Annotated in this window: 23 protein-coding genes and 1 other annotated feature; of the genes, 19 read left to right on the top strand and 4 right to left on the bottom strand. The window is 45.3% G+C overall.

Annotated features, from left to right (window positions below; translation table 11 throughout):
• Positions 1-7: 7 nt before the first annotated feature.
• The 8 genes from dnaI to AM506_RS03905 all read left to right on the top strand — a co-directional run bounded on the left by dnaI (position 8) and on the right by AM506_RS03905 (position 6828).
• Positions 8-940 (top strand): primosomal protein DnaI, encoded by a 933-nt coding sequence (dnaI, locus tag AM506_RS03940; RefSeq protein WP_060671034.1) that lies wholly within the window; start codon positions 8-10, stop codon positions 938-940.
• A gap of 137 nt (positions 941-1077) precedes the next feature.
• Positions 1078-1944 (top strand): putative sporulation protein YtxC, encoded by an 867-nt coding sequence (locus AM506_RS03935; protein WP_060671032.1) that lies wholly within the window; start codon positions 1078-1080, stop codon positions 1942-1944.
• A 363-nt stretch (positions 1945-2307) separates the two neighbouring features.
• Complete coding sequence (gene thrS, locus AM506_RS03930) at positions 2308-4239, top strand: threonine--tRNA ligase (protein ID WP_060671024.1); 1932 nt, start codon at positions 2308-2310, stop codon at positions 4237-4239.
• Between the two features lie 205 nt (positions 4240-4444).
• Positions 4445-4584 (top strand) — a sequence feature (ribosomal protein L20 leader region).
• Between the two features lie 91 nt (positions 4585-4675).
• Positions 4676-5179: a translation initiation factor IF-3 gene (infC, locus tag AM506_RS03925; RefSeq protein WP_060671022.1), complete on the top strand. Its 504-nt coding sequence runs from the start codon at positions 4676-4678 to the stop codon at positions 5177-5179.
• Positions 5180-5203: 24 nt separating this feature from the next.
• The gene (rpmI, locus tag AM506_RS03920) at positions 5204-5404 is read left to right on the top strand and encodes a 50S ribosomal protein L35 (RefSeq protein WP_032087387.1); all 201 of its coding nucleotides are present in this window, start codon (positions 5204-5206) and stop codon (positions 5402-5404) included.
• 28 nt (positions 5405-5432) lie between these two features.
• Positions 5433-5792 (top strand): 50S ribosomal protein L20, encoded by a 360-nt coding sequence (gene rplT / locus AM506_RS03915; protein ID WP_034757014.1) that lies wholly within the window; start codon positions 5433-5435, stop codon positions 5790-5792.
• 90 nt (positions 5793-5882) lie between these two features.
• Positions 5883-6161, top strand: a complete 279-nt coding sequence (locus tag AM506_RS03910; RefSeq protein WP_060671021.1) for a DUF1294 domain-containing protein — start codon at positions 5883-5885, stop codon at positions 6159-6161.
• Between the two features lie 97 nt (positions 6162-6258).
• Positions 6259-6828: a TVP38/TMEM64 family protein gene (locus AM506_RS03905; RefSeq protein WP_060671019.1), complete on the top strand. Its 570-nt coding sequence runs from the start codon at positions 6259-6261 to the stop codon at positions 6826-6828.
• Between the two features lie 22 nt (positions 6829-6850).
• Here the strand turns inward: AM506_RS03905 and AM506_RS03900 are convergent, their stop codons facing one another.
• Positions 6851-7249, bottom strand: a complete 399-nt coding sequence (locus AM506_RS03900; protein ID WP_060671017.1) for a hypothetical protein — start codon at positions 7247-7249, stop codon at positions 6851-6853.
• Positions 7250-7395: 146 nt separating this feature from the next.
• Here AM506_RS03900 and AM506_RS03895 point away from each other — a divergent pair, with 146 nt between their 5' ends.
• Both AM506_RS03895 and AM506_RS03890 read left to right on the top strand, forming a co-directional pair.
• Positions 7396-7884: a dUTP diphosphatase gene (locus AM506_RS03895; protein WP_060671015.1), complete on the top strand. Its 489-nt coding sequence runs from the start codon at positions 7396-7398 to the stop codon at positions 7882-7884.
• 92 nt (positions 7885-7976) lie between these two features.
• Entirely contained in the window at positions 7977-9062 is a 1086-nt protein-coding gene (locus AM506_RS03890; RefSeq protein ID WP_060671013.1) for a M42 family metallopeptidase, read from the top strand.
• 51 nt (positions 9063-9113) lie between these two features.
• On the opposite strand, the gene AM506_RS03885 is transcribed toward AM506_RS03890, so the two are convergent.
• Positions 9114-9656: an isochorismatase family cysteine hydrolase gene (locus tag AM506_RS03885; protein WP_060671011.1), complete on the bottom strand. Its 543-nt coding sequence runs from the start codon at positions 9654-9656 to the stop codon at positions 9114-9116.
• A 124-nt stretch (positions 9657-9780) separates the two neighbouring features.
• Entirely contained in the window at positions 9781-10002 is a 222-nt protein-coding gene (gene sspI, locus AM506_RS03880; RefSeq protein ID WP_060671009.1) for a small acid-soluble spore protein SspI, read from the bottom strand.
• A gap of 124 nt (positions 10003-10126) precedes the next feature.
• Between sspI and AM506_RS03875 the strand changes: the two genes are divergently transcribed.
• The 3 genes from AM506_RS03875 (at position 10127) to pheT (ending at position 14769) form a co-directional block, all read left to right on the top strand.
• The gene (locus AM506_RS03875) at positions 10127-10888 is read left to right on the top strand and encodes a TrmH family RNA methyltransferase (protein ID WP_060671007.1); all 762 of its coding nucleotides are present in this window, start codon (positions 10127-10129) and stop codon (positions 10886-10888) included.
• Between the two features lie 401 nt (positions 10889-11289).
• Entirely contained in the window at positions 11290-12327 is a 1038-nt protein-coding gene (gene pheS, locus AM506_RS03870) for a phenylalanine--tRNA ligase subunit alpha (RefSeq protein ID WP_034757039.1), read from the top strand.
• A gap of 27 nt (positions 12328-12354) precedes the next feature.
• Complete coding sequence (gene pheT / locus AM506_RS03865) at positions 12355-14769, top strand: phenylalanine--tRNA ligase subunit beta (RefSeq protein WP_060671005.1); 2415 nt, start codon at positions 12355-12357, stop codon at positions 14767-14769.
• Positions 14770-14885: 116 nt separating this feature from the next.
• On the opposite strand, the gene rnhC is transcribed toward pheT, so the two are convergent.
• Entirely contained in the window at positions 14886-15809 is a 924-nt protein-coding gene (gene rnhC / locus AM506_RS03860) for a ribonuclease HIII (RefSeq protein WP_060671004.1), read from the bottom strand.
• 132 nt (positions 15810-15941) lie between these two features.
• Between rnhC and zapA the strand changes: the two genes are divergently transcribed.
• The 6 genes from zapA (at position 15942) to AM506_RS03830 (ending at position 23472) form a co-directional block, all read left to right on the top strand.
• The gene (gene zapA / locus AM506_RS03855) at positions 15942-16202 is read left to right on the top strand and encodes a cell division protein ZapA (RefSeq protein WP_060671002.1); all 261 of its coding nucleotides are present in this window, start codon (positions 15942-15944) and stop codon (positions 16200-16202) included.
• A 6-nt stretch (positions 16203-16208) separates the two neighbouring features.
• A complete protein-coding gene (locus tag AM506_RS03850) occupies positions 16209-16748 on the top strand; it encodes a CvpA family protein (RefSeq protein ID WP_034757049.1) in 540 nt (179 codons plus the stop codon).
• A gap of 182 nt (positions 16749-16930) precedes the next feature.
• Positions 16931-18640, top strand: coding sequence for a DNA polymerase/3'-5' exonuclease PolX (gene polX / locus AM506_RS03845; protein ID WP_082386223.1), 1710 nt, complete (start codon positions 16931-16933; stop codon positions 18638-18640).
• Positions 18641-18660: 20 nt separating this feature from the next.
• A complete protein-coding gene (locus tag AM506_RS03840; RefSeq protein WP_060671000.1) occupies positions 18661-21015 on the top strand; it encodes an endonuclease MutS2 in 2355 nt (784 codons plus the stop codon).
• 21 nt (positions 21016-21036) lie between these two features.
• The gene (locus AM506_RS03835; protein WP_060670998.1) at positions 21037-21444 is read left to right on the top strand and encodes a DUF350 domain-containing protein; all 408 of its coding nucleotides are present in this window, start codon (positions 21037-21039) and stop codon (positions 21442-21444) included.
• Positions 21445-21774: 330 nt separating this feature from the next.
• Positions 21775-23472 carry an AMP-binding protein gene (locus tag AM506_RS03830; RefSeq protein WP_060670996.1) on the top strand — a complete coding sequence of 566 codons (1698 nt, stop codon included), beginning with the start codon at positions 21775-21777 and terminating at the stop codon, positions 23470-23472.
• The last annotated feature ends 66 nt before the right edge of the window (positions 23473-23538 follow it).

The raw sequence follows: 23538 nt of genomic DNA, 5'->3' as shown, positions 1-23538 counted from the left end.
CAAAACCGTGGAGAAAATCAATAACACCCTAAAAAGACTTGCGACTTCCGGGTCATTTCAACAGCGATATGAACAAATGAAAAAAGAGATCCTCGAAAACAATGATGTAAAAGATTTTATCCGCAGGAATGAAGGCCGTGTAACAGGTGAAATGGTCAACGAGAGCCTGATGAAGCTGTATGAGTACATTTCTCAAAGCAAGGAATGCCGTTACTGCCCATCACTGCAGGAATGTAAGAATATGATGGAAGGGTATGATCCCCATTTAGTCATCAGGGGTAACACCATCGATATCGATTATCACCGCTGCCCGCGGAAGGTCATCCATGATGAAAGAACGAGTGCCCAGCGTCTCATCAAAAGTCTTTACGTACCAAAGGATATTTTACAGGCCTCGTTCCAGACGCTGGATCTTGATTCGAAGAGCCGTCTTGAAGCAGTGCGTCTTGCGAAGAATTTCGTAGAGACCTATACAGAAGGAACCAAAATGAAAGGCCTCTATTTTTACGGGAAGTTCGGGGTCGGAAAGTCCTATCTGTTAGGGGCCATGGCCAATGAACTTGCTGAGAAAAAAATCGGCTCTTTGATTGTGTATGTACCGGAGTTCTTCAGGGAAATCAAGCAGTCACTCGGCGATAATTCGGTTAATGAAAAGCTGGAGATGGTGAAATCGGCGCCGATCCTCATGCTTGATGACATCGGAGCAGAAACGATGTCGAGCTGGGGAAGGGACGAAATCCTCGGCACGATCCTCCAGTACCGGATGCTTGAGAATCTGCCGACATTCTTCACCTCCAACTTCAACTTCAACGAACTGACCCACCATTTGACGTACAGTCAGCGGGGAGAAGAAGAGAAATTGAAGGCAGCCCGGATCATGGAGCGGATTAAATATTTATCCAAGCCTGTGTTGATTGACGGGCGGAATCGAAGGGAATAGTTTGATGGAAAGGGAATCGCTTGCGGTTCCCTTTCTTTTTTTTGATCATCCAAAAGAATTTCCATCAGCAACTTCTAATTTATACAAGCCTCCCATATATATAAATCAGGGAATTGGGTTTAAGGAGGCGAGAAAGTTTGATTGAATTTATTTTCAAGCAAAAAAATGATGCGGTAAAGCTTCAAGAATACCTCAATAAAGAGTTCATCCAATCATGGTTTCATGAAACGCTCTTTCAACATACAACTCACTATAATCTGACGATAGAGGTTTCCCCCTTCTTCAAGGAGCGGGAAAAGCTTTTCAACGGGGTTTCCAAATTCGTCATGAATGATAAATGCATGGACTGGTCCGAATCAGCCTTGAGAGAAAATTATTTGTATGAAGATAGTGATGAGATCAATCAAATATTAGAAATCGTATCAGAGATGAGGATGGGGGAACGGCCGGAGTTGATGGAGCTGATCGGTGAATGGGACGAGGCTGAATACGTACATGCGGGCCTTGAGCTGCTGGTGGAAGGGAAGGCCCCCATTTCATTCGACTCGTTCAGTAAGTTCAGGTTGAAAAAGCTTCAGGAGAGGCTCTTGCTGATGCTGGATCTGGCTATAGATGAATATAAGATGGAACAGGAATATCAGATGTTTCTGCATATGCTCAGGGAATATCTCTCATCAAGGGAACAGAAAATGCGCACGGTTCATCTTTACTCGACGGGTTACGGCTTTCGTTTCTTTGATGAAGACATGAAAGAAGTGACACGGCAGGAGTTGACGAAGGCGATCGATAAACGGCTGCTCACCAATCACCCCTTATATGTGGATTCACTCACCATTGCCCCGTTATTGTCACTGGCCCCTGAAAAGATCCTCATCTATGGAAATGGTGATCATCAATTGATCAGGACGCTTCAGAATATTTTTGAAGAACGGATCGATCTCCTGCCGTTGAGTTATTTTCCCGATACGCTCCTTTATCCTTCATGGGATATTGCGAATGAATAGGCTTGCTTTTCAAAACATAACCGATTATAATACCTACATAATAAGTCAATAAATAAAGGTTATGATGAGGACAACAATATTCCTATTCATTCACAGAGAGGGAAGTCATTTGGCTGCAAGCTTCCTAATTCGGTAGTGATATTTACCACCTCGGAACTTCAATCATGAACGGAACCTTATGACGGTTCACAGTATTGATTGACGGCTAAATGTCGTTATTCGTTTTCAATGAAGTCATTGTCAGAAACTGAGACGATGAGAAGTTGGGTGGAACCACGAGTGTATTTATTAACCTCGTCCCTTCAAACGTGAAGGGGCGGGGTTTTTTATGTTTTATAAAGATATTTTAAGGAGTGAAATCACATGTCAGAAGTAGTGAAGATGCAGTTCCCGGATGGAAATGTCAAGGAGTTTCCTAAAGGGACGACGACAGAAGAAATCGCAGCGTCCATCAGTCCCGGACTGAAGAAGAAGGCGCTCGCTGGAAAAATAAATGGAGGAATGATCGACCTGCGGACAGGGATTCAGGAAGATGGAGCGATTGAAATTGTTACGGCACCTTCAGCGGATGCCCTTGAAGTCCTTCGTCACAGTACGGCCCACTTGATGGCACAGGCCATCAAACGTTTATATCCTGAAACGAAGCTGGGGATCGGTCCGGTCATCGAAGGCGGATTCTATTACGATATCGATTCAGAGCATACATTCACTCCGGAGGATCTTGCGGTGATCGAGAAGGAAATGAAGAAGATCACAGGAGAAAACCTGGAAGTGGTACGTAAAGAAGTAAGCCGCGATGAAGCGCAGAAAATGTATGAAGAAATCGGTGACGAGTACAAGCTTGAACTGCTTGAAGCCATTCCTGAAGGGGAACAGGTTTCCATTTACGAGCAAGGGGAATTCTTCGACCTTTGCCGCGGGGTCCACATCCCCTCAACAAATAAGATCAAGGAATTCAAGCTGTTAAGCATTGCCGGTGCCTACTGGCGTGGAAACAGCGACAACAAAATGCTTCAACGGATTTATGGTACTGCGTTCTTCAAGAAGGAAGACCTTGAGGAGCATCTTCGCCTTTTAGAAGAAGCGAAAGAGCGTGATCACCGTAAGATCGGGAAAGAATTGAATTTATTCATGAACTCGCAAAAAGTTGGACAGGGTCTTCCGATGTGGCTGCCGAAAGGTGCGACGATCCGACGCATCATCGAGCGATATATCGTCGATAAAGAAGAGCGCTTAGGTTATGACCATGTCTACACTCCGATCATGGGAAGCGTTGAGCTGTACAAAACAAGCGGTCACTGGGATCACTATCAGGATAACATGTTCCCGGTCATGGAAATGGATAATGAAGATCTTGTCCTTCGCCCGATGAACTGTCCGCATCATATGATGATTTACAAAAACGGCATCCACAGCTACCGTGAGCTTCCGATCCGTATCGCCGAGCTTGGTACGATGCACCGTTACGAGCTATCAGGTGCCCTGTCAGGACTTCAGCGTGTCCGCGGGATGACTCTGAATGATGCCCATATCTTCGTGCGACCGGATCAAATCAAGGAAGAATTCAAGCGTGTCGTGCGCCTCGTGCAGGAAGTATACAAAGACTTTGATCTGAATGACTATTCGTTCCGTCTTTCTTATCGTGATCCTGAAGATACCGAGAAGTACTTTGATGATGATGAGATGTGGAACCGTGCACAAGGCATGATCAAGGAAGCGATGGATGAACTGGATGTCGAGTATTTCGAAGCAGAAGGAGAAGCGGCATTCTACGGCCCTAAACTGGATGTTCAAGTGAAAACTGCCCTTGGCAAGGAAGAAACATTATCCACTGTTCAACTGGACTTCTTATTGCCTGAGCGCTTTGACTTAACATACGTAGGGGAAGACGGGAAGCAGCACCGCCCTGTCGTGATCCACCGTGGGGTCGTATCCACTATGGAACGCTTCGTTGCCTTCCTGATCGAGGAATACAAAGGGGCATTCCCAACATGGCTTGCTCCAACGCAGGTTCAAGTGATCCCGGTTTCTCCGGATGTCCACTTCGACTACGCGAAAGAAGTGAAGGAAAAGCTTCAGGCTGAAGGGCTTCGTGTCGATATCGATGACCGTAATGAGAAAATCGGCTACAAGATCCGTGAAGCGCAGATGAGCAAAGTCCCTTTCATGCTTGTAGTGGGAGATAATGAAATCAAGGAAACGGCCGTCAACGTCCGTAAATACGGAGAACAGAAATCCGAAACCATCTCCCTTGACGAATTCATCAACCACATCACAAAAGAAGCAAATCGCTAAAAAAAGAAGAGGGACGGACCTCCAAATGGTCATTGCAGTTTACCATAATGTTTCCGTGGGAGGTCCGTCCCTCCCCAATGAATTTCAAAAAACTGTTGCACTCTCCTTAGATGTCTGATATTATGAAATACGTTGTGATATTAAATGATTATTTGACAGCGGTATTGTCATGTGATATATTATCTAAGGTGAATTGAATACAGTTTGGTACAAGTAGGAGCTACCCGCTTCTCACCTGAATAACGCGTTAAAGCTGTTACCAGGTATGTGATTGACTATTAAAGCCATTTATATATGCTTAATAATCAGGTGCGGGTGTTTCGACACTCGCATCTTTTTTTTGTGTGTTGCACGCAAAAAAAGGGAAGCGAGTGCATCGACCAAAACCGTGTATTCTTTTAATAAACCTTGGAGGTGGCTAATTATTAGCAAAGACATGATCTTAAACGAAACGATTCGTGCCCGTGAAGTACGTCTTATCGATCAAAACGGTGAGCAACTTGGGATTAAAACCAAGAATGAAGCTCTTGAAATTGCAGAACGTGTAAATCTTGATCTTGTTCTTGTTGCTCCAAATGCAAAACCACCCGTTGCTCGTATTATGGACTACGGTAAGTTTAAATTTGAACAACAGAAGAAAGACAAAGAAGCGCGTAAAAATCAGAAGATCATCAATCTTAAAGAGGTGCGTTTAAGCCCGACGATTGATGAGCATGATTTCAACACTAAGCTTCGTAACGCTCGTAAGTTCCTTGAAAAAGGAGACAAAGTTAAAGCGTCAATCCGATTTAAAGGTCGTGCGATTACGCACAAAGAAATTGGTCAACGCGTTCTGGATCGCTTCAGTGATGAGTGTAAAGATGTAGCAACCGTTGAATCAAAACCGAAAATGGATGGTCGCAGTATGTTCTTGGTGCTTGCACCAGTTAACGAAAAATAAGAGGACCCGAGGAGGAAAAGCATCATGCCAAAAATGAAAACTCACCGCGGCTCAGCTAAGCGTTTCAAGAAAACAGGTTCTGGTAAACTTAAACGTTCACACGCTTACACAAGCCACTTATTCGCAAACAAATCTACTAAAGCAAAGCGTAAGCTACGTAAAGCGGCTGTTGTCTCTAAAGGAGATTTCAAACGCATTCGTCATATGCTTGACAACCTAAAATAAGAAGTACTAGAAACAGGAGGGAATTATTATGCCACGCGTAAAAGGCGGAACAGTAACACGCAGACGTCGTAAAAAAGTTCTTAAATTAGCCAAAGGTTATTTCGGTTCAAAACATACTTTATATAAAGTAGCAAATCAACAAGTCATGAAATCATACATGTATGCTTATCGTGACCGTCGCCAAAAGAAACGTGATTTCCGTAAACTATGGATCACACGTATCAATGCGGCTGCACGTATGAACGGTCTTTCTTACAGCCGTTTAATGCACGGATTGAAGCTTGCTGGTATCGAAGTAAACCGCAAAATGCTTGCTGAGCTTGCGATTTCTGACGAAAAAGCATTCAACCAATTAGCTGACGCTGCTAAAGCTCAACTAAACAAATAATAAACTGCTGACTCTGTCAGCGGACAAAAAAGGACTGGCCCCTGGCCGGTCCTTTCTTATATCACTCACTTTAGAAAGCAGGTAGAAATCATGGATGCATTAACCGGGATCTTATATCTATATGCCGTCATCATCAACATCATCGGCTTTACCATTATGGGAAGAGATAAAAAGAAAGCAGAGCGGCATGAATACCGCATCAGCGAGCGGGTGCTGTGGCAGGTGGCGATTGTCGGGGGAAGTGTCGGAGCGTATATGGGTATGAAGGTGTTCAGGCATAAAACGAAGCACAAAGCGTTTGCCACCGGCTTTCCACTGCTTGTCATCGTTCATTGTCTGTTATTCATCTGGCTGAACTGGAATCTGTGACAACAAAGTTTTCATTCTTTAACCCGTCTCTATTACATACTATATAAAGAGAGTTTGTAGAAACAGCTTAGAATAGCAGAAGGAGGTCGCGTTAGCCATGGACGAACGGTTGGTTGCTGCATTCGCCCTGATGGAAGCAAGCGGATATATGGCTCCTGTTCTGTTTATCTTATTTCACGTTCTGAGGCAGTTTCTGTTCATTCCTGTCGCCCTTGTCTGCATGGCGGGAGGGGTTCTGTTCGGAAGTCTCTTTGGCACTCTGTATTCATTGATCGGATTAACGCTCTTATCTGTCACTTTTTATTTTGTCATTAAAAGCTTCAAATCGTTTTATGAAAAGCTCCTGAGGCTGAAAGAAAAGTGGTTCGGCCGGAATGCCACCCTCACCACGGGCCAGATTGCGGTTCTCAGGCTGATTCCCTTTGTCCACTATCAGCTTTTGAATCTTTGCCTGCTCGAGCGGAAGAAGGAGCTCAAGCCCTTCATTCGCGCTTCTGTCCTATCTAACATTCCCCTGGCTTTCTTTTACACGGTTTTCGGCCAATACATCAAACAATTTTCCCCGCCCATTCTTGTCATGATCTTCATCGCACTCATCGTCCTATTTTACCTTTTAAGAGAAAAAGTCAGAGTCATTCAATGGAGAGAGTTTTTTCCGGGTAAATAAAAATGAAAAACGACCAGCTCGGCTAGTCGTTTTTTTGTTGGGATTTTTGAAGGAATTCGTGGATCGGGCTTTTCCAATCGAGTTTGGCATTCGGATATCTTTCTTTGATTTCGTTCTGGAGGTATTCGAAATCTTCCCGGGTAAGACCTTTTAATGAGGAAACATGTTTGGTCCACACGAATATGGAAACCACGTCGAATGACTTCTCCGTTGCCCCAAGATATTTTTCCCCTTCGAATCGTACGCCCTTGTATGTTATGTGAAAATTCTTCCGGACATTATCCTGATCATCGAGAAAATAGAATCGTTTCTGCTCCTGGGCAAGCTCCAGTTTTCGCTTTGGGTTGATAATATATTTCACGCTGCTGTATAAAAGATAAAGAATAAGGATAAAAAGCACTAACCGAATAAGCCAAAGCATAACCATTACCTCCATAGGCATATTTCTTCCACTATTATTTACGGTCTAAACAGAAAAAGGTTTCATATTATTATAAATTTGTTTAAAAATTTGTCATACTAAGAGGGTGTGTAAGAAATAAAGGCAATCGTAAGGGGAGATTTCACATGAATATTGAAAAATTATTGGACATGCAGAAGAAACTTGATCAACATATCGAAGAGGAACACGGCCTGGAACAAGAAGATCTGATCGAAAAAAAAATCCTTTCCCTGCTCGTTGAGGTAGGGGAACTGGCCAATGAAACGAGAAGTTTCAAGTTCTGGAGTACGAAACCTTCTTCATCAAAGGAAGTCATCCTCGAAGAATTCGTAGACGGGGTCCATTTCATCCTGTCACTGGCAATCGAAATCGGCATCCAACAATTCGATATAGGTGAGACGAATTATACGAATGAAGATGTGACAAAGCAATTCATGGAAGTGTTCAAATATGCCAACCACTTTGCTGAAGAGCGTTCGGTTGAACATTTTCAGGAATTATTCACGCACTATGTGTATCTTGGCGAACTGCTCGGATTCTCCCATGAAGAGGTGTTCGAGGCGTATGTGAAGAAGAATGAAGTGAATTATAACCGTCAAAAAGAAGGATATTAAAAGGATGAGTCTAAAGAAGATTCAGGAAATTTTGATGAATCACACATGTTTTAGTATAATGAAAGGGTAAAACAATTTAGGGGGTCGAAATAATGGCAAAATTAGATGAAACATTGACAATGCTCAAAGATTTAACCGATGCCAAAGGGGTACCGGGCAACGAGAGAGAAGTACGGGAAGTCATGAAAAAATACATAGAGCCGTTTGCAGATGAAGTGACGACAGATAATCTGGGGAGTCTGATCGCGAAAAAAGTAGGCGATGAGAACGGTCCTAAGATCATGGTGGCTGGACATCTTGATGAAGTCGGATTCATGATCACCCAGATCGACAGCAAAGGGTTCCTTCGCTTTCAAACCGTAGGTGGCTGGTGGTCTCAAGTTATGCTTGCCCAGCGCGTGACGATCGTGACGAGCCAGGGGGAAGTGACAGGTGTGATCGGTTCCAAGCCGCCGCATATCCTGCCTCCGGAAGCACGCAAAAAACCGGTCGACATCAAAGATATGTTCATTGATATCGGTGCGTCAAGCCGCGAAGAAGTACTGGAATGGGGAGTGAAGCCTGGAGATATGGTGGTCCCTCATTTCGAATTCACGGTGATGAACAACGAGAAGATGCTCCTAGCCAAGGCTTGGGATAACCGCATCGGATGTGCGATTGCCATCGATGTACTGAGAAACCTGAAGGATGAAAGTCATCCGAACGTCGTGTATGGAGTCGGTACCGTACAGGAAGAAGTGGGTCTCCGTGGCGCGAGAACCGCTGCCGCCAAGATTCAGCCTGATATCGGCTTTGGTGTGGATGTTGGAATCGCTGGGGACACACCGGGTGTTTCTGATAAGGAAGCATCAAGTAAGATGGGTGAAGGTCCACAGATCATTTTATACGATGCATCCATGGTTTCCCACAAGGGACTTCGCGACTTTGTGACGGATACAGCGGATGAGCATAACATTCCGTATCAATTCGATGCCATCGCAGGAGGGGGAACGGATTCAGGTGCAATCCATTTGACCGCCAATGGAGTTCCTGCCTTATCCATCACCATTGCGACACGCTATATCCACTCACATGCCGCGATGTTGCATCGTGATGATTACGAAAACGCCGTTAAATTGATTACAGAAGTGATCAAGAAGCTTGATAAAGATGCTGTTGCGAAGATTACGTTTGATTGATTGCAGAGAAAGAGACCCTTTTGAATCAGGGTCTCTTTATTTTGTCTATATTTAGAAAGTCATTTCTTTCGCAGAGGTCATATCGGCGTCAATCGTCTTCCGGATGATGCGGATCGCACTTTCATTGTCCTCTTCGGTTTCCGAAGCCATGCAGTCCTGTGGAATCGACATGTCATACTCCCTCATATAGGCATCATTGGCGGTATACAGCACGCAGATGTCACCTGCGATCCCTGTTAGAATCAGATGCTTCACATCCAATTGATGAAGCAGGATATCAAGCTGTGTCCCGAAGAAACAGGAGTGCTTCGGTTTGATGATAAAGTAATCGTCTGTATCGGGATGGAGTTTTTCGATCACGTCTTTGCCTTTCCCTTTTTTGCATTCCTTGATGATGTCATTCATATTGTCCTGCCAAAGGCCGTAGTTGTCATTCACATATATGACCGGCAGTCCGGCTTCCTTCGCTTTCTTCTTCAAATCCCGAATGTTCTCAACGATCTTCATTGTGTTTTCGTACAATTCCTCGCCACCCTGGAAATCGAACGTATTAATCATATCTATGATCAATAAAGCGCTCTTCTCTTGACCCATACATGCGTCTCTCCCTTCGTTTCCTTATGTATGTTGTATTACCACTGAAAGAGTCAGACTAAAACACTCGTTTTCAAAATGTCCATAAAACAAGGGCAACCCCTGTACAGGATTGCCCATGCCTTTACTGCATTTGTTGCTGCTGCAATGATTCCTCTAATGTTTCAAGGACCATTTTCTGTTCCTGTGGATCTGCATTTTGCCAGAAGACTTCAAGGAGTACACCGAGACCTGGAAGGGTTTTTTCTTCTCCACCCTGGATGGCATCGACAATGGTGTCCCTCAATTCATCCTGGTTGTTTCCAGATACGTTGTGTATGATCGCTTTTCGTAAGTTAAGATTCATCATGCATTTCTCCTTTTTGCTAGGATGAGGAATTCATTGTTATCTTGTCTCAAATTGAATTTATTATGTATGAAAGTTCATGTATAATGAGACCTTGAATAGTAATCAAAAGGAGCGGATACGATTGAAGTATATTCAATCCTCGAAAAATCCTGTAGTAAAGCAGTGGAAGAAATTATTGACAAAAAAAGAACGGGATCTAACCCGTACATATATCATTGAAGGCTTTCACCTTGTGGAAGAAGCATTAAAGCAGGAGGATACGGTCCTTGAGCTGATCGTGGTGGAAGGAATCGATCTTCCCCGGAAATGGACGGTGGACTCGGTTCCCGTAACGATGGTATCGGATGAAGTCGGGAAACTCCTGGCTGACACCGAGACTTCTCAAGGGATTTTTGCAATTTGTAAGCAAAAAGAAGATGAGCATGACCTGGAAAAGGCAAAAACATTCATGCTCCTCGACGGTCTCCAGGATCCGGGGAATATCGGCACGATCATCCGCACAGCCGATGCAGCCGGAATCGATATGGTCGTGTTGGGTAAAGGGACGGTGGATCCTTATAATCCCAAAGTGTTACGCTCGGCACAAGGAAGTCATTTTCATATTCCCATCGTCAGAAGAGAACTGCCTGAAACCATTTCAGCCTTGAAAGAGCGCAGTATCCCCGTTTACGGGACGGCTCTTGAAAATGGAGTGGAGTACACATCGATCAGCCCGCAATCTTCTTATTCCCTCATCGTCGGAAATGAGGGGAACGGCATGTCGAAGGACCTGTTAAAGGAAACAGACCAGAACCTCTACATCCCCATTTACGGTAAGAGTGAATCATTGAATGTGGCCATTGCGGCAGGCGTTTTATTGTACTATTTTAAAAATGGTCAGTGAATTTCGTGAAAAGGTTTGAATTATGCCGTGAAATTCACTATAATAATGCACATATAACTTAAAAAACGTTGAAAGAGGAAAGTAACACATGACCTTCTTCAAGGGAGAGAATGCCCTGGACTGCAAGCATTCTTAAGAAAACATGATGTGAACATTTCACCTCTCGAGTTGGCATCGGGACCATTCCATCCGCGAATGTAAAGATGCTCCGGCATAAGCCGTTATCCGAATGAAGTGAGTATATCTGGGTTTTTTGCGAAAGCAAAATAACCATGGGATATGCTTATAAGGGTGGTACCGCGATCTAAACCTCGTCCCTTTCTGGGATGGGGTTTTTTTATTTGTTTAAAAATCCATCCAGTACGACTATTCGGACGATATACATTAAAGGAGGAAGAACAATGGAGGACAAATTACGATCCCTTCAACAAGAAGCCATCGAAAAAGTGAACGAAGCACAAGACCTGAAAGAACTGAACAACATCCGAGTTGCCTACTTAGGAAAAAAAGGACCTGTCACCGAAGCCTTAAAAGGAATGGGGAAACTTTCAGCTGAAGAGCGTCCTAAAATGGGGGCACTTGCCAATGAAGTCCGCGGAGCGATCACTGAAACAATCGAAGCGAAGCAGGCCGTTCTCGAAAAAGAAGCGGTCGAAAAGAAACTTCAATCAGAAACGATCGATGTCACATTACCTGGCCGCCCTGTGAAAAAAGGGAATCATCATCCCTTGACGATGATCGTGGAAGAAATCGAAGACCTCTTCATCGGAATGGGCTACACGGTTGCTGAAGGGCCGGAAGTGGAGAAGGACTACTATAACTTCGAAGCCTTGAATCTCCCTAAAGGACATCCGGCACGTGATATGCAGGATTCTTTCTATATTACGGAAGAAACCCTTCTGCGTACCCACACGTCACCTGTTCAGGCAAGAACGATGGAACTGGCCAAAGGAAAAGGTCCCATCAAGATCATCTGCCCCGGGAAAGTGTACCGACGTGATACGGATGATGCGACACATTCACATCAATTCACTCAGATCGAGGGCCTTGTCATCGACGAAAACATCCGTATGAGTGATCTGAAAGGGACGCTCAATGTATTTGCCAAGAAAATGTTCGGTGAAGACCGTGAAATCCGCCTGCGCCCGAGCTTCTTCCCATTCACAGAGCCATCTGTCGAGATGGATATTTCATGTAAAATCTGTGGAGGAAAAGGCTGCCGCGTATGTAAAGGGACCGGCTGGATTGAAATCCTTGGAGCAGGGATGGTTCATCCGAATGTCCTTGAAATGGCTGGATTCGATTCGAAGAAATATACTGGTTTCGCCTTCGGTATGGGACCGGAGCGTATCGCCATGCTGAAATACGGCATCGATGATATCCGTCATTTCTACACAAACGATACCCGTTTTGTGACACAGTTCGGAACACAAGAGTAAAGAAAAACGATAGGGAGGTACTAACACATGTTTGTTTCATATAAATGGTTAGAAAATTATGTTGACCTGTCAGGTGTCACGCCTGAAGAGTTGGGGGAGAAGATTACAAGAAGCGGGATTGAAGTCGAAGGTGTCGAACGAATCGGCGAAGAAATCAAAAATGTGGTCGTCGGGCATGTCCTGCAATGTGAGCCCCATCCCGATGCGGATAAATTGAATAAATGCCTGGTGGACGTATGCGAAGAAGAACCTGTGCAAATCATTTGCGGTGCACCAAACGTGGCGAAAGGCCAGAAAGTGGCTGTCGCGAAAGTAGGGGCGGTCCTTCCTGGTAACTTCAAAATCAAAAAAGCCAAACTTCGCGGCGAAGCATCCCACGGAATGATCTGTTCCCTGCAGGAGCTTGGAGTCGAAGGGAAGCTCGTACCGAAAGAGCATGCTGAGGGAATTTATGTGTTCAGTGATGATGCTGAAGTAGGCAGAAATGCCGTTGAATTATTGAATCTTGATGATGCGATCCTGGAATTGGGCTTAACGCCAAACCGTTCTGATTGTCTAAGCATGCTGGGAGTGGCGTATGAAGTCGCAGCGATCCTCGATCGTGATGTAAAGCTTCCTTCAACCGGAGCCAGCGAAGCCAACGGAAAAGCATCGGATTATGTATCGGTAAAAGTGGAAGCAAAAGAAGATAACCCTCTTTACGGGGCTAAAATCATCAAGAATGTCAAAATCGGTCCGTCTCCACTCTGGATGCAGAATAGACTGATTTCAGCCGGGATCCGTCCACATAATAACGTAGTCGACATTACGAACTACGTGCTATTGGAATACGGTCAGCCCCTTCACGCTTTCGACTATGACCGTCTCGGTTCAAAGGAGATCCTTGTTCGCCGGGCACACGACGGCGAAACATTCGTGACCCTGGATGATGCGGAAAGAACGTTATCAAGTAGCCAGCTTGTGATTACGAACGGAACTGAACCCGTTGCCCTTGCCGGAGTGATGGGTGGAGCAAATTCAGAAGTCCAGAACGATACGACGACTGTCCTTCTTGAAGCAGCTTACTTCACCGGTGCCATTGTCAGAGGTGCATCGAAAGACCACGGACTCAGAAGCGAAGCAAGCACCCGATATGAAAAAGGTGTGGATCCGAATCGTGTCCTGAAAGCCGGGGAAAGAGCGGCTGAACTGATGGCTGAATATGCCGGTGGAGAAGTTCTCGAGGGAACTGTTTTATTCAATGAATTGGATGTAGAGCCAGTAAAAGTGGAGATTACGCTAGAAAAAATCAATTCTTCTCTTGGAACGGCCATTTCCGTTGAAACAGTGGAAGATATCTTCCGCCGACTTCAATTTGATGCAGAAGTAAATGGCGAAACATTTGTCGTAACAGCTCCTACAAGAAGAGGGGATATCACGATCCCTGAAGATTTACTGGAAGAAGTGGCCCGCCTTTACGGCTATGATAATCTTCCGATGACACTTCCGGAAGGAGAGGCAACACCTGGCGGCCTTTCGAATCACCAGTTGAAGCGCCGTACGGTTCGCCGTTATCTGGAAGGAGCAGGACTCCTCCAGGCGATCACGTATTCATTAACAAACGACAAGAAAGCAGCACAATATGCACTGGACGTCAGGGAGCCTGTCCACTTATTGATGCCGATGAGTGAAGAACGCAGCAACCTTCGTTTAAGCATCATCCCGCAGCTTCTAGAAGTGGTTTCATATAACAAGGCCCGTCAGAATGATTCTCTTGCCTTTTACGAAGTGGGATCTGTATTTCTAACAGAAACAGGAGAAGAACTTCCACGGGAAGAAGAGCATATTGCAGGAGCGCTTACCGGCCTGTGGCACCAGCACCCTTGGCAAGGCGAGAAGAAGCCTGTCGACTTCTATGTAGCCAAAGGGATCCTTGAAGGAATGTTCGAAGAAATCGGTGTATCAGAAGCCGTCTCATTCCGCCAGGCAACCGTAGATGGCATGCACCCTGGACGTACGGCCGAGATCCTGCTGGACAATGAAGTGATCGGTTTCGTCGGAGCGATCCATCCGGAAGCGGAAAAAGAATTGGATCTAAACGAAACGTATGTATTCGAGTTGAAGGCATCACCTGTCTTCCAATATGAAAAGCCAGGCCTAAGCTACACGCCGATCCCTCGACATCCATCGATCACAAGGGATATCGCCCTTGTAGTGAACACGGATGTGAAAGCCGGGGACCTTGCATCCATCATCAAGGAAGCAGGAGGAAAACTTCTGAAAGAAGTGTCCGTCTTTGATCTGTATGAAGGCGAGCATATGGAAGCTGGCAAGAAATCACTTGCATTCTCCCTGAAATACTTCGATCCGGCAAAAACATTGACCGATGAAGAAGTAGTGAAAGTGCATGATGGAGTACTTGCAGCCGTAAAAGAAAAAGCAGGAGCGGAATTAAGAGGATAATCCGATTCTTGGAGAGAGATGTCAGACATTGGTCTGGCATCTTTTTTTGCCTGTTAAAAAGGAGGAGATTTTCAAACCAACATAAAAACCCACCGGCATAACCAGTGGGGTATTCCTCATTTCCTCGCCAGCCTCATCGCCTTCTCACTATTCGCGAAATGCCATTTCGTCATCGATTTCAATTCTTCGATTCCTATTCGTTTGATGATCTTCGCGGCGGCCACATCCACGTGTTTTCCGGCGCCTTTCGGTATTTCCACCCCGGCTTTCGCACTCAGCTTGTCCATTTCTTTTAAGAATGCGTAGCGGGCAATGATCGATGCCGCTGCGACGGCCAGATGGATGCTTTCTCCTTTTGTGCTGAAGTATACGCGTTCCCGCTGGATTTTCGTTTGGGCAGCGACGTGTTTGAAATATGTATTCTTTTCGACGAACTGATCGATCAAGATGCCTTCGGGTTGTTCCGGTGCCATCTTTTCCAACAGGTTCAGTATGGCTTTGTTATGGAGGAGTGCCTTCATTTTCCCCTGGGTCATTCCTTTCGCCTGCATCTCATTGTATTTCGGGTTGTGCAGGATGAGCAGTGAATAGGGAATGGTGGAAATCAGATCCCTTGCAATACTGATGATTTGAGGATCGGATAAGTTTTTGGAATCCTTGACCCCAAGCTCTTTCATGAGTGGGATCTGCTCTTTCTTTACATAAGCGCTCACCACGGTGATCGGGCCGAAGAAGTCTCCTGTCCCTACTTCGTCAGAACCGATGACGGACCAATTCGCGAAATTTTCGGGAAGGTTGGCAGTCCCTTTGGAAGGGGATTTCACCTTGGTTGGGGCGCTGCTTCCCCACTGGCTTGCTTCTCCTTCACCGTTTGTTCCCTGAAACATCACTTTACCGGATTTATAGGCTGTGATCGTACATCCTGATGGTTTTGCCACAAAGACTGCCCCCGGTGGAAGTTTTTCAATCAATGCATGATTGTAATGGCTTTTCATTTTCTCTATTGTCTCTTTCGTTGTTTGTATGACGGTATTGGCCAAGTTTCTCTCTCCTTATGACAAATATCTTGAATTTAATAAAAAATGTGAGCGTATATGACAAATTCCTTCCATAATCAAAAGACTTCATGGTATGATTATGTGTAGGATTCTTATGAATGGGGGGCTTTCAGGTTGTCTGATGAACAAAAAAATCGCACCACGGTGGACATATATGGTCAACAATATACGATTGTTGGGACTGAATCAACTAGTCAAATCCGATACGTTTGTTCTAAAGTGGATGACAAAATGAGAGAAATCAACTCCATGAATCCATCTCTCGACACAAGCAGACTTGCGGTCTTGACAGCTGTCAATGCCGTGAATGATTATCTCAAACTTCAGGAAAAGTTTGAAGAGCTTGAACGGGAAAATAAACGATTAAAGGATTGAAATAAGATGTTGGACTTAGCTTTGTTGGTCATCCTTGTGATAGGGTTTTTAATAGGTTTAAAACGTGGGTTCATACTACAGGTGATCCACATTTTCGGATTTATCGTTTCTTTCATTGTAGCATACATATATTATGATCAGCTCGCACCGAAATTAACTTTATGGATTCCTTATCCTGTATTGGACGAGCAATCCACGTTGAATATGATTTTTGAATCGACCCATCTGGATCAGGCATATTACCGTGTAATCGCATTTGCGATGATTTTCTTCGCAGTGCGCATCATTCTTCAAATCATCGGATCGATGCTTGACTTTGTCGCCCATCTTCCTCTTTTGAAGCAGCTGAATGTTCTTGGCGGCGGGATACTCGGTTTTGTAGAATCCTATTTAATGATCTTCATTCTTTTGTATATAGCGGTATTATTGCCGATCGAGTCGGTTCAGACATTCATCAATAACTCATTCATTGCACAGGCGATGGTGAAACATACTCCTGTTTTCTCCGATATGGTGAAATCCTGGTGGATTGAATATGTAGCCTGATAAAGGGCTGACTATAAGTATGCAACTCAAATTCGTTAGGGAAGCCATTAACGATTTGTTCATCTTATAAGTCAGTCTTTTTTCTTTTTCTGCCAGTTTTGCTACTATATAATTGGAGACGTTCTGGATTTCTAGATGAACGTGAGTCTTGAAGGTTAATTCTATGATTGTAGGTGAATCCCTTGAATAAAAAAGATATTATAAAATTATTAGAAGAAATTGCGATATATATGGAATTGAAAGGCGAGAATTCATTTAAAACATCCGCCTACCGAAAAGCGGCAGCGGCCCTTGAGAATGATGACCGGAGCCTGCAGGAAATCAGCGACTTTACGAAGCTCGCCGGGATCGGCAAAGGGACTGCCTCCGTTATTGAAGAGTACATAAACGAAGGAACATCTTCTGTTCTGGAAGAGCTGAAGGAAGAAGTTCCGACGGGGTTGATCCCTCTTTTGCAATTGCCGGGTCTTGGAGGGAAGAAAATCGCGAAGCTATACAGTGAGCTTGGGGTCGAAAGTATAGAAGACCTGGAAGAAGCGTGTAAAGAGAGCAGAGTACAGGCACTTGCAGGCTTCGGGAAAAAGACAGAAGTAAAGATCCTTGCTTCCATCGAACAGGTTGGGAAGAGACCGGACCGACTCCCAATCGGATTTATGATGGGCATAGCAGAAGAAATAGAAGGCTTCCTTTCTGAAATCGACAGCATTGGAACGTATTCTAGAGCCGGAAGCTTACGAAGGATGAGAGAGACCATTAAAGATCTGGATTTCATCGTCTCGACAGAGCATCCAGAAAAGGTGAAGGAAGAACTTCTGAAGTTGCCGAATATCGTTGAGACGATTGCTGCCGGGGGGACGAAGGTGTCATTAACCCTTTCTTACCAATGGGATGTGAGCATCGATTTTCGCATCGTGAAGCCTGAAGAGTTCGCGACGACCCTGCATCACTTCACGGGATCGAAGGATCATAACGTCCGTATGCGCCAGCTTGCCAAAGAACGCGGAGAGAAAATCAGTGAATATGGCGTGGAGAACAGTGAAACAGGTGAAGTGAAAACCTTCGATTCCGAAGAAGCATTTTATCATCACTTCGACCTTCCCCTGATCCCGCCTGAGCTCCGGGAAGATGGAAAAGAAGTGGAGGAGTTCAGCAGGGATTATCCGCTCCTTGACCTGAAAGATATAAAAGGCGACCTTCACATGCACTCCACATGGTCCGACGGTGCCTATTCCATAGAAGAAATGGTGGAGGCGTGCCGTGCCAAGGGGTATCACTATATGGCCATCACTGACCATTCCCAGTATTTACGGGTGGCGAACGGCCTCACTCCTGAGCGGTTAGTGAAACAGATCGATGAAATAAAGGAACTGAATAAGAAGTATGATGATATAGAAGTCCTTTCAGGGATCGAGATGGATATCCTTCCTGACGGTACCCTCGACTATGATGATGACCTTCTGGAAAGAGTGGATCTCGTCATTGCGTCCATTCATTCAAGCTTCTCTCAGCCCCGTGAAAAAATCATGGAGAGACTGAAGACGGCATTGGAAAGTGCCCATGTGGATATCATCGCCCATCCTACGGGAAGGATCATCGGCAGACGGGAAGGTTATGACGTCGATATGGATCTTCTTATCCAATTGGCGAAAGAAACCGGTACGGCTCTTGAACTGAATGCAAATCCGAATCGTCTGGATCTGTCTGCTGAAAACATCCGGAAAGCACAGGAACAGGGTGTGAAGCTCGTCATCAACACGGATGCACACAGTATCGATCACCTGGAGTTCATGGAAGTGGGTGTCGGTACGGCACGTAAAGGATGGATCAAGAAAGATACGGTCATCAATACATGGGATAAAAATGAGTTCATACAATACATTAAGCGAAACTGATAAAAGGTGGAATACATTCCGTGAATTCTAAAGTATTAAAAACATTAGAGTTTGATAAAATCAAAGAATTATTAAAGCAATTTGCTGCATCTGCCCTTGGTCATGCAAGGGTTTCCTCCCTCATGCCGTCGGTCGATTATGAAGAGATCACTTCTCTTCATGAAGAGACGGATGAAGCCATGACGATTCTCAGATTGAAAGGTCATGCCCCGCTTGGCGGGATTTTTGATATACGGCCTCACGTGAAGCGTGCCCAAATCGGTGGTATGCTTTCGCCGTCTGAATTCGTCCAGGTGGCAAGTACGATCAGGGCAAGCAGGAAGCTGACCCTTTTTGTAGAGGAGCTCCTGGAGGAAGAGGTGGAGATTCCCCTCTTACAAGGAAAGATGGGTACGGTCATCCCGCTTCCTCATTTAGAGCAGGATATACGTAAAGTGGTGGATGACAACGGTGAAATACTCGATACAGCGAGTGAAACGCTCCGTACGATCCGTTCGCAGCTCCGTGCCAACGAAGGACGGATTCGGGAAAAGCTGGAGCGGATGATCCGTTCATCCAACGCTCAGAAGATGTTATCCGATGCAATCATCACCATCCGGAATGATCGATACGTCATCCCGGTCAAACAGGAGTACAGAGGTCAATATGGCGGGATCATCCATGACCAATCTTCTTCGGGACAGACGTTATTCATCGAGCCTGAAGCGATTGTACAGCTGAATAACCAGCTGCGTGAGCTACGGTTAAAAGAGCAGTCGGAGATCGAGAAGATCCTTCAGGAACTGTCTGAAAGTGTACAGGAATCGGGAGAAGAACTGCTCCTGATTGTTAACGTCCTGTCAGACGTGGATTTCATGTTTACGAAAGCGAAATTCGGACGATCTATCAAAGGATCTAAACCGACGATCAATAATGAACGCCGGGTGAAGCTGAATAAAGCACGTCATCCGCTCTTGCCCATGGATGAGGCAGTGGCGAATGATATCGAACTCGGCAATGAATTTTCTTCCATCGTCATCACCGGTCCGAATACCGGGGGTAAAACCGTCACATTAAAAACGCTGGGCTTAACAAGCCTGATGGCACAGGCAGGTCTTCCAATCCCGGCACTTGATGGTTCCGAAGTCGGTGTTTTCCGCACGATTTACGCTGATATAGGGGATGAGCAGTCGATCGAACAAAGTTTGAGTACTTTCTCTTCCCATATGGTCAATATTGTCGACATCCTGAAAAAGGTCGATCATGAGAGTCTTGTGCTGTTCGATGAGCTTGGTGCCGGCACGGATCCTCAGGAGGGGGCGGCATTGGCGATTTCCATCCTTGATGAAGTCCATGCTACAGGGGCGAGGGTGGTCGCGACCACTCATTATCCCGAGCTGAAGGCGTATGGTTACAATCGCGAAGGAGTCGTGAATGCCAGTGTGGAATTTGATGTAGAGACATTAAGTCCTACGTATAAGCTGCTGCTTGGGGTCCCGGGGAGAAGTAATGCCTTCGATATTTCCAAACGTCTTGGATTGTCAGATGGTGTCATCCAACGGGCGAAGTCCCATATCGGTACCGATAGCAAAGAAGTCGAGAATATGATCGCTTCACTTGAAGACAGCAGGCGCCAGGGTGAACGGGAGCTCGAGGAAGCACATGAGCTATTAAGACAGGCTGAGAAGATGCATAAAGATATGCAGAAGCAAATGATGGAGTATTACGAGAAGAAGGATACCCTTTACGAAAAGGCACAGCAAAAAGCCAGTGAGGTCGTTGAAAAAGCGAAGGCTGAAGCTGAGCAGGTCATCAAGGATCTCAGGAAAATGCAGCAGGAAAAGTCAGCCCAGATCAAAGAACATGAATTGATCCAGGCGAAAAAGCAGCTTGAAGATGCGACTCCTAAGCTGAAGACGGGTCAAAAGAAGAAAGCGGCCGGATCCAAGCATGAATTGAAGGCTGGGGACGAAGTCAAAGTGTTGAGCTTTGATCAAAAGGGTCATTTGGTCGAGAGGGTATCGGCGAAGGAATGGCAGGTTCAGATGGGCATCATGAAGATGAAAGTGAAGGAATCAGATCTGGAATTCATTCAATCTCAACAAAAGGTCGAAACGAAGCCCCTCGCTACGGTGAAAGGGAAAGACTTTCATGTCAGCCTGGAACTTGACTTGCGCGGAGAGCGTTTTGAAAATGCATTATCGAGGGTTGAGAAGTACATTGATGACGCTCTGCTTGCAGGCTACCCGCGCGTTTCCATCATCCACGGGAAAGGGACGGGAGCTTTAAGACAGGGGGTACAGGAGTACTTGAAGAATCACCGGTCGGTCAAGAACATCCGTTTCGGGGATGCAGGTGAAGGTGGAACGGGCGTAACGGTCGTTCAATTTAAATAACAAGGTAAAGGGAGCTTTACGATGGAGAACTTTTGGGAAAATGAATTTGTTCAGACGGCGGGGAATTACAGTGTGGTCATCCTTTGTCTGGTGCTGTTCTTAGCCATCTTTGAACTGGTGACGAAATATCGGAACTGGGAAGAAATCAAAAAAGGAAATATGGCCGTGGCCATGGCAACGGGAGGGAAAATATTCGGGATCGCGAATATTTTCCGGCACTCCATCAGTCATAACGATACCATCCTTACGACGATTGGATGGGGTGTGTTTGGCTTTATTCTACTGTTGATCGGGTATTTCATTTATGAATTCCTGACCCCGAAATTCAGGATCGATGAGGAAATTGAAAATGATAACCGGGCGGTAGGCTTCATTTCACTGGTCATTTCAGTCGGATTATCCTATGTCATAGGAGCCGGTATATCGTAAGGAGAGGGAATATGGAAACATTGGCGAAAGTTCTGCTCACCCTGTGCGGCGGCTTTATAGTCGTTGGCATCATCTATATGCTGTTCTTTACTTGATTGGGAGCACTCAGGGGAAAAACACAATCCCAAAATAATAATAGTGTACAAACAGACTGTCATATGGTGGAATAGGCAGTCTTTTTTCTTTTGAAAAAAGTTCTGTAAGAAAGGTCAAGCTTTATGGATAGGAAGAAAGTATGGTCAGCGATTTTTTCAAATTGTAACTGAAGTCCCCTTATATTATAATAATGAATAGAATAAATTTTCTAACTATTCAGAAGGAGGGATTACAATGAACCAACCATGGCTTGCTGAATACCCGGCGGAAATTCCAAAGGAGCTCAACCTTGTTGAAAAACCTTTGCAGTCCTATTTGACCGAAGCCGCTTCTCTCTATGGAGACAAATCAGCGATTCATTTCATGGGCAAGGAGATAGGCTACAAGGAACTATACGAATCGGCCCTCAAATTCGCCGGCTACCTTAAGACACTCGGGATCAACAAAGGCGATCGGGTGGCGATCATGCTTCCCAATACTCCCCAATCCGTCATCGCCTATTACGGTATCCTGTATGCAGGCGGAGTGGTGGTACAAACCAATCCATTATATATGGAAAGAGAAATCGAATATCAAATGAAGGACTCCGGAGCCAAGGTAATCCTCACATTGGACATTCTTTACCCGAGGGTATCAAAAGTGATGAAAAACACCGACCTTGAGCACATCATTGTAACCGCTATCAAAGACTATCTTCCTTTCCCTAAGAATCTCATTTACCCATTCATCCAGAAGAAACAATATGGTATCGTCGTGAAAGTGGATCATAGTGGTCAGAATCATTTATTCACGGAAATCATGAAAACGGCGGTGGCCGTGGCTCTACCACATGAAGAATTCGATTTTGAAAATGATCTTGCCCTTCTTCAATACACAGGCGGTACGACAGGTTTTCCTAAAGGCGTCATGCTGACCCATAAGAATCTGGTGGCGAATGCCTCCATGTGCGATGCCTGGCTGTATAAGTGTACAAAAGGGGAAGAAAGAATGCTCGGGATCCTTCCATTCTTTCATGTGTATGGCATGACTGCCGTGCTGATTCTCTCGGTGATGCAGGGATATAAGATGATCCTGCTTCCGAAGTTTGATGCAGAAACAACATTGAAGACGATACAGAAACTGAAGCCTACCCTGTTTCCAGGAGCACCGACGATCTATATCGGACTCTTGAATCACCCGAATTTAAAGAAATATGATTTATCATCCATCGATTCATGTCTTAGTGGAAGTGCACCATTACCGGTTGAGGTGCAGCAGCAATTCGAGGAAGTAACGGGCGGGAAGCTCGTCGAAGGATACGGACTGACCGAATCATCCCCGGTCACTCATTCCAATTTCCTTTGGGATAAAGAGAGGATAAAGGGAAGCATCGGTGTTCCATGGCCGGGTACGGACAGTGCCGTGTTTTCAATGGAAACGGGTGAACCTCTGCCTCCAAATGAGATGGGTGAGATCGTCGTCAAAGGTCCACAGGTGATGAAAGGATACTGGAACCGGCCTGAGGAAACGGAACAAACATTAAAGGACGGATGGCTGTTGACGGGAGATATAGGGTATATGGATGAAAAGGGCTACTTTTACGTAGTGGATCGTAAGAAAGATATGATCATTGCCGGCGGCTTTAATATTTATCCCCGTGAAATCGAAGAAGTCCTGTACGAACATCCTGCCATTCAGGAAGTTGTCGCAGCAGGGGTCCCGGATCCTTATAGAGGGGAAACCGTCAAGGCATACGTCGTCTTGAAAGAAGGCGAGTCCCTGACCGAGGAAGAACTGAATGAATACTCCCGCAAATACCTGGCTGCCTATAAAGTGCCGAGGATTTATGAGTTCAGGAAGGAACTGCCTAAAACAGCTGTCGGGAAAATCCTTAGAAGGGCCCTCGTGGATGAGGAGCGGAAAAAGATCGAGGATGAGCAGAAAACAAGTTAGATCGTTACCCTTTGAGCTTTTTCTTTTTGATTGAAAGTGGGACAAGGATCCCTTCTTGACATTCAA

It is taken from the genome of Rossellomorea vietnamensis (assembly GCF_001305855.1).
Taxonomy (GTDB): Bacteria; Bacillota; Bacilli; order Bacillales; family Bacillaceae_B; genus Rossellomorea; species Rossellomorea vietnamensis_A.
This window is presented reverse-complemented; position numbering and strand designations above follow the sequence as displayed.